Origin of the sequence: Bacteroides sp. AM44-19, assembly GCF_003603395.1 — a bacterium.
Lineage (GTDB): Bacteria > Bacteroidota > Bacteroidia > Bacteroidales > Bacteroidaceae > Bacteroides > Bacteroides uniformis.
Map to the genome: position 1 here is coordinate 106,460 of NZ_QTNB01000005.1, position 16,924 is coordinate 123,383.

General features: G+C 41.2%; 16 protein-coding genes. All 16 read right to left on the reverse strand.

All coding sequences use genetic code 11. The features are described 5' to 3' along the window. Positions 1 to 2 precede the first annotated feature (2 nt). Positions 3 to 1,076 carry a glycosyltransferase gene (locus tag DW947_RS09760; RefSeq protein WP_022400833.1) on the reverse strand — a complete coding sequence of 358 codons (1,074 nt, stop codon included), beginning with the start codon at positions 1,074 to 1,076 and terminating at the stop codon, positions 3 to 5. 508 nt (positions 1,077 to 1,584) lie between these two features. Then, positions 1,585 to 2,670: a hypothetical protein gene (locus tag DW947_RS09770; protein ID WP_133303606.1), complete on the reverse strand. Its 1,086-nt coding sequence runs from the start codon at positions 2,668 to 2,670 to the stop codon at positions 1,585 to 1,587. Positions 2,671 to 2,911: 241 nt separating this feature from the next. Next, positions 2,912 to 4,039 carry a glycosyltransferase gene (locus DW947_RS09775; RefSeq protein ID WP_022400836.1) on the reverse strand — a complete coding sequence of 376 codons (1,128 nt, stop codon included), beginning with the start codon at positions 4,037 to 4,039 and terminating at the stop codon, positions 2,912 to 2,914. Between the two features lie 212 nt (positions 4,040 to 4,251). After that, entirely contained in the window at positions 4,252 to 4,734 is a 483-nt protein-coding gene (locus tag DW947_RS09780; protein ID WP_022400837.1) for a hypothetical protein, read from the reverse strand. Beyond that, positions 4,731 to 5,300 (reverse strand): Panacea domain-containing protein, encoded by a 570-nt coding sequence (locus DW947_RS09785; RefSeq protein WP_022400838.1) that lies wholly within the window; start codon positions 5,298 to 5,300, stop codon positions 4,731 to 4,733. The genes DW947_RS09780 and DW947_RS09785 overlap by 4 nt, the downstream gene beginning before the upstream one ends. Before the next feature lie 80 nt (positions 5,301 to 5,380). Beyond that, on the reverse strand, positions 5,381 to 6,670 hold the full coding sequence (locus DW947_RS09790) for a nucleotide sugar dehydrogenase (RefSeq protein ID WP_022400839.1): 1,290 nt from the start codon (positions 6,668 to 6,670) through the stop codon (positions 5,381 to 5,383). Positions 6,671 to 6,707: 37 nt separating this feature from the next. After that, complete coding sequence (locus DW947_RS09795; protein WP_005831263.1) at positions 6,708 to 7,280, reverse strand: acyltransferase; 573 nt, start codon at positions 7,278 to 7,280, stop codon at positions 6,708 to 6,710. A gap of 8 nt (positions 7,281 to 7,288) precedes the next feature. Beyond that, the gene (locus tag DW947_RS09800) at positions 7,289 to 8,425 is read right to left on the reverse strand and encodes a DegT/DnrJ/EryC1/StrS family aminotransferase (RefSeq protein ID WP_005831265.1); all 1,137 of its coding nucleotides are present in this window, start codon (positions 8,423 to 8,425) and stop codon (positions 7,289 to 7,291) included. Positions 8,426 to 8,443: 18 nt separating this feature from the next. Then, on the reverse strand, positions 8,444 to 9,409 hold the full coding sequence (locus DW947_RS09805) for a Gfo/Idh/MocA family oxidoreductase (RefSeq protein WP_005831267.1): 966 nt from the start codon (positions 9,407 to 9,409) through the stop codon (positions 8,444 to 8,446). A 44-nt stretch (positions 9,410 to 9,453) separates the two neighbouring features. Next, positions 9,454 to 9,939 (reverse strand): UpxZ family transcription anti-terminator antagonist, encoded by a 486-nt coding sequence (locus DW947_RS09810; RefSeq protein ID WP_005831269.1) that lies wholly within the window; start codon positions 9,937 to 9,939, stop codon positions 9,454 to 9,456. A 74-nt stretch (positions 9,940 to 10,013) separates the two neighbouring features. Continuing rightward, positions 10,014 to 10,550 (reverse strand): UpxY family transcription antiterminator, encoded by a 537-nt coding sequence (locus tag DW947_RS09815; RefSeq protein ID WP_022400843.1) that lies wholly within the window; start codon positions 10,548 to 10,550, stop codon positions 10,014 to 10,016. 560 nt (positions 10,551 to 11,110) lie between these two features. After that, positions 11,111 to 11,467, reverse strand: a complete 357-nt coding sequence (locus tag DW947_RS09820) for a MarR family transcriptional regulator (protein WP_005831273.1) — start codon at positions 11,465 to 11,467, stop codon at positions 11,111 to 11,113. Between the two features lie 11 nt (positions 11,468 to 11,478). Continuing rightward, positions 11,479 to 13,950: an FAD-dependent oxidoreductase gene (locus tag DW947_RS09825; protein ID WP_087333046.1), complete on the reverse strand. Its 2,472-nt coding sequence runs from the start codon at positions 13,948 to 13,950 to the stop codon at positions 11,479 to 11,481. Between the two features lie 178 nt (positions 13,951 to 14,128). After that, positions 14,129 to 15,343, reverse strand: coding sequence for a clostripain-related cysteine peptidase (locus tag DW947_RS09830; protein ID WP_117963164.1), 1,215 nt, complete (start codon positions 15,341 to 15,343; stop codon positions 14,129 to 14,131). Between the two features lie 10 nt (positions 15,344 to 15,353). Further along, positions 15,354 to 15,752 carry a hypothetical protein gene (locus DW947_RS09835; RefSeq protein WP_117963166.1) on the reverse strand — a complete coding sequence of 133 codons (399 nt, stop codon included), beginning with the start codon at positions 15,750 to 15,752 and terminating at the stop codon, positions 15,354 to 15,356. Positions 15,753 to 15,874: 122 nt separating this feature from the next. After that, a complete protein-coding gene (locus DW947_RS09840; RefSeq protein WP_002561589.1) occupies positions 15,875 to 16,735 on the reverse strand; it encodes an RNA polymerase sigma factor RpoD/SigA in 861 nt (286 codons plus the stop codon). Positions 16,736 to 16,924: the final 189 nt, after the last annotated feature.

Below are 16,924 nucleotides of genomic sequence, written 5' to 3' on the forward strand. Positions count from 1 at the left end.
ATTTACTTCTGCTTTTTTGATGTTAAATCACTGATAATTGTATTCACACGATGCTTCCATAGATTGCGTTCCCACAGTGATTTCTTGACAGCATTTAGATACTGCTGGTATGTCGAATCTGATGACAGTATTTCGTTAACAGCTGAACATACCTCATCTACATCTGGCCCAACTACCAGCCCTATTTGTTCACTCGTAACAATATCACTCAAAGCCTTGCTGTTGATAGCCACAACCGGAAGCCCGTAGCTTATATATTCAAAGACCTTTACAGAAACAGCGAACTCATTATAAGGTATTTCTTTCTTGGGCATCACAAAAGCTACTGAAGCTCTACGGTATAGTGATTCTAGTTCTTTTCCTGAGGCATGATGTACTTCCAGCCATTCGGCATTCTTACAAGGGTGCTCTACTTGTGCCCACTCATCTTCCCTGCATACCAATATCAGCCGGAAAGAATTGTCCTGCCGATGCAAGAGTTGGCACGAATCTAACAGAAGGGGGGAGTCGTAGTGTCCTATAACTCCCCCCACGTAGATTCCTACATGGGCACGCTCTTTTTTTTCAGATAGACAATTCTCACCTGCTGGCGGCAAAACCCTTTTGTCTTTGTAATCGAATAACTTAGTTGCCTCCATGGATGGGAAATAAACTATATCGCAGTTTTTTATAACCCTATCGGTTAAATATTGAAGCACATCTAATCCGTAGTCCTTAAGATGCCCCACAATTCCTGTCTTCCTTGGAAACTGTTCGGGAAATTTCCTGTAAAAGTCGCGATAAAAATATGCCATAGGAATACCAATCTGGTGAATACGCTTTATCAAAGTCCTGTCACTATGCTGGACAATTGGATATGTTGGCGACTCTATATAGCACAAGTCTAGCCTTACATGCTTAAGTTCTTTCAGCATATTTTTCACCTTTCGAACTCTATCTGAGTTAAACTGATTGCCAGAAAGTACTATCACTTCATGACCTGATTCGCTGAAAGCCTTAAGAATTTTTGCTGGTCTAACTGATGAGCCTGAAAGCAGTTTCTTATCATCAACGTAATTAATGTATAATATTCTCATATTTATTTATGACCTTACTTGAAGCGGTTTTATTACAACATTCCTCACAACATTCAAGCCCTCCACCAAGATATTAGTTAATACTCAATTTAGAGCATACCCTTTTTATAAGGCACCAGAATGGATATCTCACAAAAAAAAATGTTATTAAATCCGATTGTTTTTTAACTATTGGCATACAGCCAAGTTCATATTTTGCGGTGCCAAACTCAAAAAATCTCTGCAACCGTTAAAAATTCCGGTAAAAAATTTGCCAAGATAATCCCATGCAAACCTGCCTTGCAACTTCACCGTGCTGATTAAGCTGTGATACACGGCGGCACTTTCCACTCCCTCATCGCTTCCGAAGTGCAGGGAGTTCTTGCGTGCAAGTTTCAATGTAACCTCTATAGCATTCGTCCCAGTAGAACCGCAACAGTTCATTTATAATCCCCATAGAAATCTTTTCTACAATAAGACCGAACCTGAAATTCGAATTTTTCGAATATTTCAAATGTTTCTTCCATATTCACATATCATTTTGAATTTTCTTATTAGCAAATGGAGCGAGTGTCAGATAGAGCATTAAGAAATAATTGGTATTTATCAAATTAGCCAACAACCCATAAGTGTTGATTGACAATGACACGAGTGTAATAGCCAGTGCATATTTTACGCTAGGATTTTGAAATGTAGCAATAGTTCCCTCATAAAGTCTAAATGCCATGATATAACCGAAAGTGGAAATGATGGCCGCTAAATATCCGAAGCAAAACATACAGCCACCGACCAACCCCGTGTTACATCCTGCAGCCCACCCTAAATACACTTCACCAATCATCCGAGAAATAGGTTTCTCGACATAAATAGAATGAAATCCTAAAAGAGTTGAAGTCCTGTCATACATAGACCGCAGGAAGTCAGGGGTGTGAGTTGAAAAATAATCAAAATAGAACCCACTTATTCGATTCGGAACAATGGTGTACCGACGGAATACATCATTGAACAACAACCCCACGTCAATAACATTCACTTCTATCAGAAGGAGTACTGAGATAAGCATCATCGCTATTGGAGTCTTATTGCTATCTATACGAAAGATACCCACTACGAGAGCTCCCAATTCAAGAAATACGAATATTCGATTAGCTTCAATTAAAAACAACGAAAATTCGGCTATCACTAAAATTGCAGACAATACCCACTTGCGGTGATATGAATAGTAAGCAGTCAACAGAACTATCAAATAAGCAGCCCAAAGTTTTATGTTAACAATTATCCAGTGTGTGCCAGCATTCGTTGCCTCCGCTCTTACCTCATACACATCCAACAGCGTTTCCTGAAAACTTGCAATTGAGAAGGACTTATGGTGATAGAGCATTAGCATTGCCGTAACAATGAGAGAAATAATCGTTAGCATTTTTAAATAACTATCTATATTTCTCATCCTAAAATATTTCGAGAATGGACTGCCCTGCTTTGGTTTTATCCTTTTCATCCACCACTCCATCATCAGCCAGAATAGAAAGAAATAAAACATATATGACCATGGTTCATTAGTCACTGCTTGTTGAGCTACACCTGGCAGAAAATAGAGCAAGTTCAACATGACCATAATAGTCTCTGTTAAATATATGTTCTTAAGGTTATTTAGTGTTATCCATATGATAACTATAGACTCCAGCAAAGCCCAAATATATTTTGCCTCATTAAAGTTGTAAACAAATAACAATCCCTCATAACTAAATTCAAAAGTATACTGATAATATCTGAGATAAAGGATATGCATAATGAAAGTATAGCCGATGATAAATATCATCGACCAACGTCTTTGAGATATTCCACAAAGAATAGAATTATACATATATTTCCTTATATAGTCTATTTAAGCGCAAAGCAAGCTGTTCCGGTCCATAATTTTCTTTAGCATAATCACGCAGACGAGTTGGTGAACAATGCTTTGGCGCATTCATGAATGACAGAAAAGCATTTTGTAACTGTTCAGCGTCATCAACATCTATCAATATACCATTATCTTCATTGACGAAATCCTCAGGTCCTCCACAACGGGTAGCAATAACAGGAAGTCCTGCAGCCATTGCTTCCACATAAACCACCCCGAAAGTCTCTCCAGCAGAAGGAAGCACAAAGCAGTCACATTCCTCATAAACCTTTACAATTTCCATAGGAGATAAGATACCATGGAACATCACAATGTCATGCAAATCATGTTTCCAGACATACTCCATTAGTACACTACGAAGATGACCATCGCCTATGACATCCAAATGGACATTGTAACCTAATCTATGAATCGCCTCTATTGCTTTAATGGTATTCAATGTTCTTTTACGTTCAATCAGTAACCCCGTTGTAACAAATCTATACCCTTTATGTGCTCTGTGCTCACACTTACAAAAAACATCCAGCTTTATCATATTAGGAATGACTATGGCATCAATACCGGTATAACGCTTGATATTTTGTGATAAAGGATGACTTACTGCCACTACTCTTGCAGCCATTTTATAACCTTTCAAGGCGCATTTTTGCAAGGATTCATTAACATTTTCACAATTCATGGCACTTGAATGCTCCGTTATTACTAAGGGAACATCAATCTTTTTGACTAAAGAAGCAGCCATTTGTCCAATCTCAGTGAAATGAGCATGGACAATATCCGGTTTTTTCCTATTTTTATAAACCTTAGAATATAAATAAGAAAGAGCCTTTGCACCAATAAAACATAATAGTGAAAGGGGAACAGCTCCAATAGGAATACTTATGACATACCAGCGAACTTTCCCTGCGACACCATAAGAGATGCCATAAGGGCGCTTACGCCGAAAGGAGCGAAGATCAATCCCAAAGAATGTAACATCAGTACCTGAATCAGCTAATGCTACAGCTTGCTCAAATGCAAAATTTCCAATGAACGGATATTTTTTCGTCGGTTTCCCTCCACTGACTATTAATACTCTCATATATGTAATTAATTCAAATTTTGCCAAGTAAAATGGTAAATTAGCGGTATTTGTCATTTACTGCTACCGCCTCAATCATTAACAAAAAACATTCAAAGTATTAAAGAAAAACTTCCGAAGTGTGAAGGGTAAAGTGAACAGATATAGGCAGGACTCCCGGATAAAAGTTGAGCATACTTGAGTAAATTATCACGACCTATAAGAGAAGAATATTAAGGTATTAGCCCGAAACGTTTCAATGCTTTAGGCGAAGCATCTTCATAGCTAATCACAGCACCTTTAATCAACTCAAGGTCATCTTGCATAATGGTACCTTTAGCTTTACCGTTCCCAAACAATTCTTTAAAACGTTTACCGGTAATCGTTTTCAAATCAGAACAATCTACAAAACGATCTTTCTCTTTTAGAAAAGCATATTTCTTTGCAGACAATTGGTAGTGCATCTGTTGCCGTCTTGGAGGCAAATTAGGATTTATTTCTGTGTCTATAATAACAACTCCTATGGCATTTCCATCCAAGTCATGTCCCAAGACAACAAAATATTTATTGCGGCCATCATCTCCCGGATTCTTACCCTTGATGTTCTCTTCTTTCCCCAAGTGCATTCTGAACACCTCACCAACAGATACTCTAGACAGCAACATGCGTTCTACCGTTTCTTGCGGTAAAAGGTCTTCAAAGGTTCCTTTCTTCATCTGCCCTGCAAATAATCGTCAATCTCAGATTGTTCTTTCAGATATTCTACAAATCCGGAAGTTGCGCCTCCTGCCTGAGCCATCAATAGCGGATTCATAGGTGATGCACTCCTTGCATCCCATGCCGTTTGCCAAGCTACATCATGCGAATCTTTGGACAATTGCTTGGCATCCTTCGACAAATTTTCTTTTATGGAAGCATCCAGACACGCAAGGTCAGCCTTACTCAACTCATCCATATCCGGTTCTTCGGCAGCTCCTACAAAATAGTAACATTCTGCATTTCCCGGTTTTAATGAATCCGCTAATTGCCGTAACAAAGACCCTTTTACAGCATGAGCCGAATTTGTTGCAACCTTCACGGCATCATACAAAAAAGAAGGAACAGGACCACGCTCCAACGCACAGAACGTATCCTTCACCAGATGCTTCCCATAAGTAGCATAATGTTGGCGTTCCGCAAAATATAGAATTTTGAACAAATGGATGAAATCCAACTCGCCACATTGCTTTAAAATATAGAGAGTAACAGCTTTTAACTTCAACATGTCATCCGTAGTCATCATTATATCCTCCTATTTTTCACTAAAGAGCAAAGTTCATTCCTCTTTTTGTATTCATACCTGCCGCAAAGATAGTCTTTTCACTACAAACTCCAATACTTCAACGAATGAATCTTGTCTCTATATATTCCTTTAATATCCACAAGCACCGCATGATCGTACGTCATACCCTTAAAATATTTATCATCCAGATTCTTGTATTCATCGTGGGCCACAGCCACAACCACTGCATCATAATTATCCCGTGGTTTTTCCACCAATCGGAAACCGTATTCTTTCTGAACTTCATCACTGTCTGCGTGTGGATCAACCACATCTACATCGCATCCGAAGTCCCTGAGTTCATTAATAATATCAACAACTTTTGAATTACGGATATCCGCTACGTTCTCCTTGAAAGTAACCCCCATCACAAGGACACGGGCACCAAGTACCCCCTTGCCTAACGAAATCAAACGTTTCACAAGTTTCTTGGCAATATATCCGCCCATACTGTCGTTTATATAACGGCCCGCACTGATTATCTGGCAATGATATTTCAACTCGCTGGCTTTCTGAACCAAATAATAAGGGTCAACGCCGATGCAGTGCCCTCCTACCAAACCCGGATAGAATTTCAAAAAGTTCCATTTGGTTCCGGCAGCTTCCAACACATCGTAAGTATTGATACCTATACGGCTGAAAATAATGGAAAGCTCGTTCATTAAAGCAATATTGACATCACGCTGGGTATTTTCAATAATCTTTGCCGCTTCAGCCACTTTTACATTCGGCGCACGATGAACACCCGGTTTTACTACAAGCTCATATACTTTGGCCACAACATCCAAAGCTTCTGAATCGCAACCAGAAACAATCTTAATCGTGTTGGGCAGAGTATGCACCTTTTCTCCCGGATTGATACGCTCCGGAGAATAGCCGTATTTAAAATCTATGCCGGCTTTCAATCCGCTTACCTCTTCCAAAATGGGAAGGCAGTCGTCTTCCGTACAGCCCGGATAGACCGTAGATTCATAAACCACATAATCACCCGGTTTCAAGGCTTTAGCCACTGAACGGGAAGCACCTAACAACGGGGTCAAATCCGGCTTATTGTATTTGTCAATTGGAGTAGGAACGGCTACAATGAAGAAAGAAGCTTCCTTCAGCTTCTCAATAGAGGAAGTAAACTCTATATCTACATTTTCAAAGGCTGAACCATCCAGTTCCCCACAAGGATCAATCCCCTCGCGCATCTTTACCAAACGTGACTCATTGATATCAAAACCAATTACTGAAATCTTCTTTGCAAATTCCAGAGCAATGGGCAAACCTACATAACCTAAACCGACCAATGCCAGTTTAGCCTCTTTATTTACTAACTTATTATACATAACCTTCAAACAAAATTAAAAATTAAAGAACTAAAAATTAAAGTTTAGCAACCTTACCTTCTTTCAACCGATAACGTTCCTTACTCTCCGGACAGACTGCAACCCCATCTTCATCAAAGTCAAGCCTATGACCGTATTCACTCATCCAACCCATCTGACGGGCAGGATTACCAACCAATAAAGCATAAGCAGGAACAGTTTTAGTAACTACCGCACCAGCACCGATAAATGCGTATTCACCAATATCGTGTCCACAAACGATGGTGGCATTGGCACCAATAGTGGCACCTTTGCCAACATGAGTTTTGGCGTACTCGGATTTACGGTTGACAGCACTACGAGGATTGGTAACATTGGTAAAGACACAAGAAGGACCTAAAAAAACATCATCTTCACACGTCACACCAGTATAGACTGATACATTGTTCTGAACCTTTACATTATTCCCTAATACCACATCTGGAGAAATCACCACATTCTGACCGATATTGCATCTTTCTCCAAGCACACATCCGGACATGATATGACTATAATGCCATATCTTTGTACCCGCACCAATCCGGCAACCATCATCGATGGTTGCTGTTTCATGAGCAAAAAAATCTTGCATAGGTGTATTTATTTAAAGAAATCTTTTATGCTATCAATAACCAAATCCTGCTGCTCAGTAGTCAGTTCGGTGTGAACAGGAAGGGAAAGAACGGAATATGCCAATTTTTCAGCATTATCCAAAGACTCTGCAGCACGTGTTATTTTTTGGAATGCCTCTTGTTGCTGTAAGGGCAACGGATAATAAATCATACTAGGAATACCGGCATCTGCCAAATGCTGTTTCAAGGCATCACGTTTACCATCTAATACCTTCAAAGTATATTGATGATAAACATGAGTACTTTGAGGCAACTCTTCCGGCGTAATGATGCCTCGCACATCCTTCAAATGTGAAGTGTAATATTGTGCCGCTTCACGGCGAGCAAGGCAATATTCATCCAAATGTTTCAATTTGGCGTTCAAAACCGCAGCTTGAACAGTATCCAGACGAGAATTGCATCCGATAACCGCATGGTGATACTTTATCCGCTGACCATGATTGGCTATCATACGAAGCTGTTCGGCCAATACATCATCATTGGTAAGGATTGCTCCTCCATCACCATAACAGCCCAAATTTTTTGAAGGGAAAAATGAAGTACATCCTATATGACCAATGGTACCGGTATGTTTCTTAGTGCCATCGGAAAAAGTATATGTAGCACCGATGGCTTGTGCATTGTCCTCCACAACATACAAGTGATGTTTTACAGCAAACTGCATGATAGGCTCCATATCACAAGACTGACCGAAAAGATGTACCGGGATAATAGCCTTTGTCTTCGGGCTTAGCGCCTTTTCCAAATTGGCAGCTGTCACATTAAAAGTGGCATAATCTACATCCACCATCACAGGAATCAAACCTAAAAGGCCAATCACCTCTGCAGAAGCAACATACGTAAATGCAGGCACTATAACCTCATCTCCCGGTTTCAAGCCTAAAGACATCAATGCTATCTGAAGAGCATCTGTCCCGTTACCACAAGTTATTACATGTTTACAACCGGAATAAGTTGCCAGATTGGAAGCGAATTCTTTTACTTGAGGGCCATTAATAAAAGCAGAAGTTTCAATGACTTGCCGAATACCCGTATCCACTTCCTTTTTTATCTTTAAATATTGACCATGAAGGTCAACCATTTGAAGTTTCATATCCATAACCATTTCATTCTCAAGAATTATTTACCACCCAAATGGATGTTTGGCTAAAGGCAGTTTTGCCAAAGGATGGTAGTCACCTTTCAAACCGATGGGTTCTGCATGACGAATATCATACACGATATTGATTGCATTACGTGCATCCTCAATACCAAAACCTTTACCGGCAAGAATATCCTTATAGCTTTCAGTGTGCAATTCCGTAAAACCTTTGCTGAATTCAAATTCTTCACCGTCAATATTGATTGTACGATAAGTAAGCTTCTCCCCTTGTACTGCATTTTCAGGAAGATTGTCTGAGTTTATACTTAAAAAATAACGGACACGCGCTCTTTCCAACTCCAGATATCCTGCTGCACGGTCATGTGTATATACATGAACAATATTCTTCTTTACAGGACCAAACACCCATGAAAGCATATCATAAAAATGCACGCCGATATTGGTCGCAATTCCCCCACTCTTGTGTACATCACCTTTCCAGCTTGTATAATACCAATTGCCACGTGAAGTGATATACGTCAAGTCCACATCATAAATTTTATCTTTAGGACCGTTCTCTATTTTCTTCTTCAAATCAATAATAGACTGGTGCAGACGAAGTTGAAGTATTGTATAAATATGGTGTCCGGTTTCTTTCTCCACTTCTTCCAAGGCATCCACATTCCAAGGATTCAAGACCAAGGGCTTTTCGCAAATCACATCAGTCCCCAAACGCAACCCATAACGCATGTGTGCATCATGAAGATAATTAGGAGTACAAATAGAGACATAATCAACTTGCTTGTCAGTACCTTTCAGTTTCGTACAGTGACGGTCAAACAATTCATGTTCGACAAAAAAGGATGCTTCCGGAAAAAAACTATCCATAATCCCAACACTGTCAAATTTATCATAAGCCGCAACCAAGCGGTTTCCGGTGTCCTTGATGGCACGCAGATGACGGGGAGCAATGTAACCCGCCGCTCCAATTAATGCAAAATTTTTCATTGATTATAATTGTAATATTAAGAACCTGATAGATTTGCGGAAATTTATTCTTGCACTTCTTCCCACGGATATTGATTCTCCTCGAAATTTCTCAATTCTTCTATTATTTCCTTCTGTTCATCCGTTAAGTCTGAAATATTCCACGTTTCAATAAGTTGATGTGCTTCATGAGCCAATTCTTCATCATACGTTTCACTATATCCCCATGTCAGTAAACGCATTTTTAATAAAGATGCCGGAAGTTGACTCATAATATTGTAGATACGATCCAAAATAACCTGTTTTTTCCGCTCCTTATCTCCATTATCATAGATAGTGGCATTATACCCCATCAGCAGAGCAAGACACAGATTTCCCTCTTCTTCAATATCAGAGCTTTGTTCGGAAAATAAAGAATCGGAACGGGTCAGAACTTCTTTATTTAAACGACAGAATTCATCAGAATAAATAGGACTACCATTCGTATCCAAATACATAAGTTCATGAGCCATCCGTTGAAGCTCAAGAGCACGGGAAAGTAAAGAATTCATCTTTATATTGATTTTTTATTATTTATCGGAAAGAAAAAATATCCTTCAAGAAGATTAGGATGACAGAGAGTCGCTTAGTCATTAATTGCCTTCAGATAGGATTTGGGCACTTTAATGCTTGCTACTAAAACACCCGTAATGCGGATAACAACATAAGTTTTGTTGGCTTCTGTGGCGATTTCACCTTCAATGCCGCTAAACTCCCCTTTGACAACTGTAACCTTTTTGCCAACGGTAAGAGGTTCATTGTCAAAACAAACACCTTCGGGATTCAAATCCATGACGAACATGAAATCCTGCATTTGTTTATCGGGAACAACCAGCATGGAATGAGTGGAAAAATCCTTCATATAAAAAACCTGGACACCATAAACATTATGTATGTCACAAGCAGACTGTTTGGTGGCATGAATAAAAATCAATCCACGGGCAACCGGAACCACGTTACGCTTCCGACGGTACTTCAACTGTGAAATTACAGTTCGAGTAGGAAGATAACACTCCACATCAATACCTTCCTCCAGATTAAGATTTTCGATACGCTTCTTAACTGCAAATTCTTGTTTGCTTAGTGTACGGGCTGCGAACCAATATTTCTGTGTTTCAACCACTTGTAGGAGTTTAATAAATAATCGGAAGTTTGTTTTGGGTACGCTTCGCGGTCCGATTGAGTCATTTACTCTTTCGAACCGTATCTGCAGACAAGCGCTTATAAAACGTTGTTACCGAACGAATTAGAAGTAGAAAAGCGTTCAATAGACGTTCGTTTAATGAACGTCTATTTTTAAGAAAATAAGTAGAGGCATAAAAGTTAAAAAGGAACAGAACTTTAAGATGTTAAATATCAGACTTATATTATTGTAAATCAATATATTAATATGAAATAAAAATTACTTTGGAAATATTTTTATTAAACATTTTGTTAGTTCAAAAAATACGGCTTATCTTTGCGTTCATTAAACGAACGTTTAAAAAACGCCTCCAACATCTCCTCCATCTTTCTGTGTTACAGGTTTATTCAAGCAAAACAAAAACAGTATACATGAACAGATACAAACAATTAATAACGTGCAATACACGATACTAACAACGTGTCCTACAAAAAACAAATATCGTGTCCGCAGGATATTAACTTCCTGCAAACACGATATTAATTCGCTTTTACACAAAACTATACGAGGCTAACTACCTGCTGCAACAACCCCGACAATTCGAAAGTAGCATTCTTAATATCCGAAATCCGGTTCTTGCCTTCTGTCGTAAGAGAAAAACGCATCTGACGCTTATCTTCCTTACCTATCAGACGGGTAATGAGCTTCTTTCCCTCGACAGAGCGAATGACCTTTGAAGTGTTGGAGGCAGACAAACCCAGTGCCTCGGCTATCTCACTAGAGGTAAGCTTAGGAGTATTGAGCAGCGTGCACAACAACATTCCTTCATTCAGCGATAAATCATACATCTGCGTAAACTGCACCTCGAACTCGGCAATAGCCCGATAAACATCACGGATTTTACATAAAGTCTCCATATCTTGTCCTCCTATATAAATAAGTTCACATTTGCCTTGTCCGCACGTTCCATATAGGTAGCCACGCCGCCGATGGTTACTTCATCCAGAAGTTCTTCGTGCTGGATGCCCATCATATCCATAGACATCTGGCAAGCAATGAATTCCACTCCCTGCGCCAATGCCTGCGAGCGCAACGACTCCAAAGAATCCACTCCCTTGCGCTTCATCAAGAAGCGCATCATGCGGCTGCCCATGCCAAACATATTCATCTGCGACAACTTCAGTTTCAAAGAGCTGGACGGCAGCATCATGCCGAACATCTTGCCGAAGAAGTCCTTCTGCACACTGGGTTTCTGCACTTTCTTCAAGACGTTCAGTCCCCAGAAGGTGAAGAAAATGGTTACTTTCTGTCCCGTTGCCGCTGCTCCGTTTGCTAGTACGAAGGTTGCCAGCGCTTTGTCCAGGTCGTCACTGAACAGAATCAGCGTCTTTCCCCTACCCCTGGCTGCGGAAACATTGGAAGCAGATGTACAAGCCGGAGCACCTTTCTCGATGACTACCGTATAGCGTCCTTTCTCGTCATGCTTCTCTATCAATTTATTTCCCGTCGTATCACACCAGGCAGAAGCATCGCGTGCAAAACCGGCATCGGTTGCCACAATCTCCACACGCTCGCCCACAGCAATGCTATCCATCGCCTTTTTCACCTGCATGATAGGTCCCGGACATTGCAAACCGCAAGCATTTATCTTCAACGTTTCCTTCTTGGACACTGATGCATCCGCAGGAACATCATCAGTAGCAGCCTCTACCGAAGAAGAAGAGCCGCCGCCTGCCGGAGCAGATGGAAACGGCAGAGGTGCTGTTGCCGTGGAGTAGGTCTTATAACCACCTATCAGATTGCGCACATTGCGATAGCCGCGCCCCATCAGGATGCGCAGGGACAGATAACCGCGCAGCCCCACAGCACAGAAAAGCACTACCGGCTTGTCTGTAGGTATCTCTGCCAAATGTTCGCGCATTTCGTCCAACGGAATATTGACGGCTCCCGGAATGGTGCCGAAAGAGAATTCCTCGGGCGTACGGGTATCTATCAGCATCACTTTATCCTTCTCTTCTACCAGCTCGCGCCAAGAGATGACAGGCATAGCACCGCTGATAATGTTCGATGCTACATAGCCGCCAATAGCGATGGGGTCTTTGGCCGAGGAGAAAGGAGGCGCATACGTGTGCTCCGTCTCCATCAAATCGTAGACTGTGCCACCCCGCTTGATGAGTCCGGCTATCTGGTCGATTCGCTTGTCCACTCCCTCGTAACCGATACATTGCGCACCATAGAGTTTACCGGTTTTGGGATGGAAAGTCAGTTTCAAGGTCAAAGGTAGGGCATCCGGATAGTAACCGGCATGAGATGCCGAGTGAGTCACCGAGCTTTGATATTCCATGCCCCACTGCTTCAAGCGTTTGGCTGCAAGGCCCGTAGAGGCTACCGTCATGTCGAATACTTTGGCAATGGAGGTGCCGATAGCTCCTTCGTAGGAAACAGTATTGCCAAACACCATATTATCAGCAACGATACGTCCCTGGCGGTTGGCAGGATTTGCCAGATAATTGAGCCAGGGCTTTCCGGTCAGCGGATGAGGATATTCGATGGCATCGCCCACAGCATAGATGTCTTTTTCGGAAGTCTCCAAGTGTTCGTCTACCCAGATACCGCCCATCTCGCCCAGTTTCAAGCCGGCTTGTTGCGCCAATGCAGTGGCAGGACGCACACCGATGGAGAGTAACACCATATCGGCAGGAATGGCCTTTCCGCTTTTCAGGAATACGGTGATTCCGTTGTCCGTACGCTTGAAATGGGTTACTCCTTCTTCCAGATAGAGAGAGACGCCTTTCTGCAACAGATGCTGATGAATAGGTGCCGCCATAGAGAAGTCGATAGGTGCCATCACCTGATTACCCATTTCGACTACAGACACATGAACACCGGCATGATGCAGGTTCTCCGCCATTTCCAATCCGATGAAACCGGCACCTACCACCACGGCGCGTTTCACCTGCTTGTCCGAGATATAAGCCTTGATATGGTCGGTATCTTCTACATTGCGCAACGTGAAGATGCCTTCGGAATTAATGCCTTCCAAGGGGGGCTTCACGGGGTTGGCACCGGGAGAAAGCAAAAGTTTGTCATAGCTTTCGTCGTACTCCTTGCCTTCCACATTGCGTATGGTAACGGTCTTGTTTTTGGGATGGATGGCGATTACTTCATTCTGCACACGCACATCAATGCGGAAGCGCTTGCCGAAAGATTCGGGTGTCTGTACCAACAGCTTCTCGCGCTCTGCTATCACTCCACCTATATAATAAGGTAAACCACAATTAGCATACGAGATGTAAGGGCCTTTCTCCAATAAAAGGATTTCAGCCATTTCGTCCACTCTTCTCAGTCGGGCGGCTGCCGTGGCTCCACCTGCTACACCGCCAATGATTACATATTTCATAATTCTTCGTTTTTTAAGTTTGACGATGCAAAGAAAATAATTATTTTCAATAAAACATAATTTCCAAAGGAAAATATTATTAAAAGACTCATTTTTAATAAGAATAGGCATAAAAAAACGGATTATTACAAGTTTTTACACCTATAATAATCCGTTCAGTATGCAAGTTTTTATAAGCTTACCAACCAAGCCGAGCAAGACCGACAGCACTATACCATGAAGTAGAACGATAAGCGGCATTAGCAGCTTGAGCAGCAGCAGAAGTGGCAGTGGAAGGTATATAATGGCTAACCCCATTTGCCCGCTTCATGGAGAACATACCAACAGACATCGAATAAATCATTGGCGTTTTTTTCCAACAGACAGAAGCTGCATCATATGCTTGCTTCCATTCATCCAAGACAACTTCATCCACAACAAGTTTTTCCATCATTTCTACGAAATCATAATAGCCTACATAATAAGACGATCCTACTTTACGCTGATCATAATCAAAGACCGATGATCGAAGAACTTCCCTATCTGCTGTCACTCCCGACAAAGCATTTGCTGTAGCAGCAGCTAAGTTCTCAAGCTCAGAAGATTTCAGCACATCTATAGCAGTACCCATTGTCCAATTGCTATTACTCCCTATTTTTCCAGTATAAATTTCATCATAAGCAGCAAAAGTCCCAATAGCCATTTCTACCGCTGCACCTTTCTGAAATATAAATGGAAACATTCTATCATAGGCAGCACCTGGACCTGGATTCTCAGCAGGGAAACCAATATAGTAATCGCAACAATCACGCAACTCATACGCGACTTCCACCGACTGCATAAAGCAAGCATCAAACATAATAAAGTCAAAATGAGGAGCGTTCTGTAATACTAACTTCAAGTCCTCAATATTCATATAATGCCCTCCTCCAGTCTTATCATTTCCTATCCAGCGAGTAGAAGGCAATGGAGTAGGTATCCATCCTTCCCCATGCGACCAATAAATCAAACCATAACTTTCCGCTTTATATAAAGAATTCCCAAACACATCATTGAATACCTCTTGTGTCTCAGCTACTCCACATGAATTTCTATCTTCGTATTCTTTGACTATTGTTTCAACAACAGTACCACCTTTATTTTCAATTTCAATCAAACGAGGAGATCCCGTATCTATATACACCAATAAATGCATATCAGATGTATTATCAATTGAAGCCATCCCAGCTTTCAATTCCTCCAAATCCCCATCCGTAAAGCTAGCCAATGGATTTATACTATTATCCGCTGCCATATATACCAGCACAGTACGTTTCCCATCAACCGGAGGATCAGGCATCGGATCATCACCACGACACGCCGACATGAACAAGGGGAAAACGAAGAAAAAAATAAGATATAGTTTTGTTTTCATACTTGAAATTTTATTCCTGCGGTTTTGTAAATGTGAAAGCCTCGGGCTTCACCACCTGCAAAACCATATTCTTACTCTTCTTATACTTACCTTTTACCTTTACAGCCTCTTTTTCCAACTTTTTCCTGTTTTCAGAGAAATAAATCATGCAAGTATAGTCCGGCTTCTTCAGATTATACTCCAGATAATTCTTGAGCTGGTAAGTGTATAAATCACGCTTGGGCAAGAATCCATTCTTATCCAGCTTTACGCTGTCCAATACCTGGATGTCTGTATAATATACGATGGAGTCATTGAAAGAAGCCGCCACACCAAAAGCATATACAGCCTTTTCCTTATCTTTCATTGTAAAAGCCGAGCACAACGCAAAAACCAAAGCTACGGCACAAAGTATACGAACGTATTTCATTGAGTTATGAGTTATAAGTTATGAATTATCAATGGGGGCAAAGATATAAAAAAAACCGCACGCCTACTAAAGACGTACGGTTTTTTAATTCCTTCTATTTGTCGGAAACTGATATTTCTTATTTATCCCAAATAAGATTTGAGCAATTTACTACGATTACTTTGTCTTAATCTTCTGATTGCTTTTTCCTTAATCTGACGCACACGCTCACGGGTCAAGCCGAATTTGTCGCCGATTTCCTCTAATGTCATTTCCTGCTGTCCGATACCGAAAAACATCTGTATGATTTCTTTTTCCCTATCGGTTAACGTAGAAAGAGCTCTATCAATTTCCCTCGCAAGAGACTCGTTCACCAAAGAGCGGTCGGCCATAGGGGAGTCGTCGTTGACCAGCACATCGAGCAAGCTGTTGTCCTCTCCTTCTACAAAAGGTGCGTCCACCGAAATGTGACGGCCGGACACCTTCAGCGTATCAGAGATTTTGTCAACAGGGATTTCCAGTTCATCGGCAAGCTCTTCAGGAGACGGACGACGTTCGTTTTCCTGCTCGAACTTGGAGAAGGCCTTGCTGATTTTATTCAGCGAGCCTACCTGGTTCAACGGAAGACGTACAATACGCGACTGCTCTGCCAAAGCCTGCAGAATGGACTGACGTATCCACCATACTGCATAACTGATGAACTTGAAACCACGTGTTTCATCGAACTTTTCGGCAGCCTTGATCAGTCCTAAATTACCCTCGTTAATCAAGTCGGGCAAACTCAAACCTTGGTTTTGGTACTGCTTGGCCACAGATACAACGAAACGCAGATTGGCACGTGTCAATTTCTCCAGTGCAACACGGTCACCCTTGCGGATGCGCTGAGCGAGCTCCACTTCCTCTTCAACAGTAATGAGGTCTTCGCGACCGATTTCCTGCAAATACTTGTCAAGAGAAGCGCTCTCTCTGTTAGTGATACTTTTTGTAATTTTAAGTTGTCTCATTCTTATAATACAGATTTGGGTTGCAAAGGTACGACAAATTATTTTGTTACAATAATTTCATCCCAACTTTTTCACCTTATTTATATCTTATCCTATATAACAAAAAGGATGCCGGTATGTATTGTACCGACACCCCCTTTTTCGCTATTGTTAGCTAATATTACAATCTTCTTACCTAACTATCCCTAT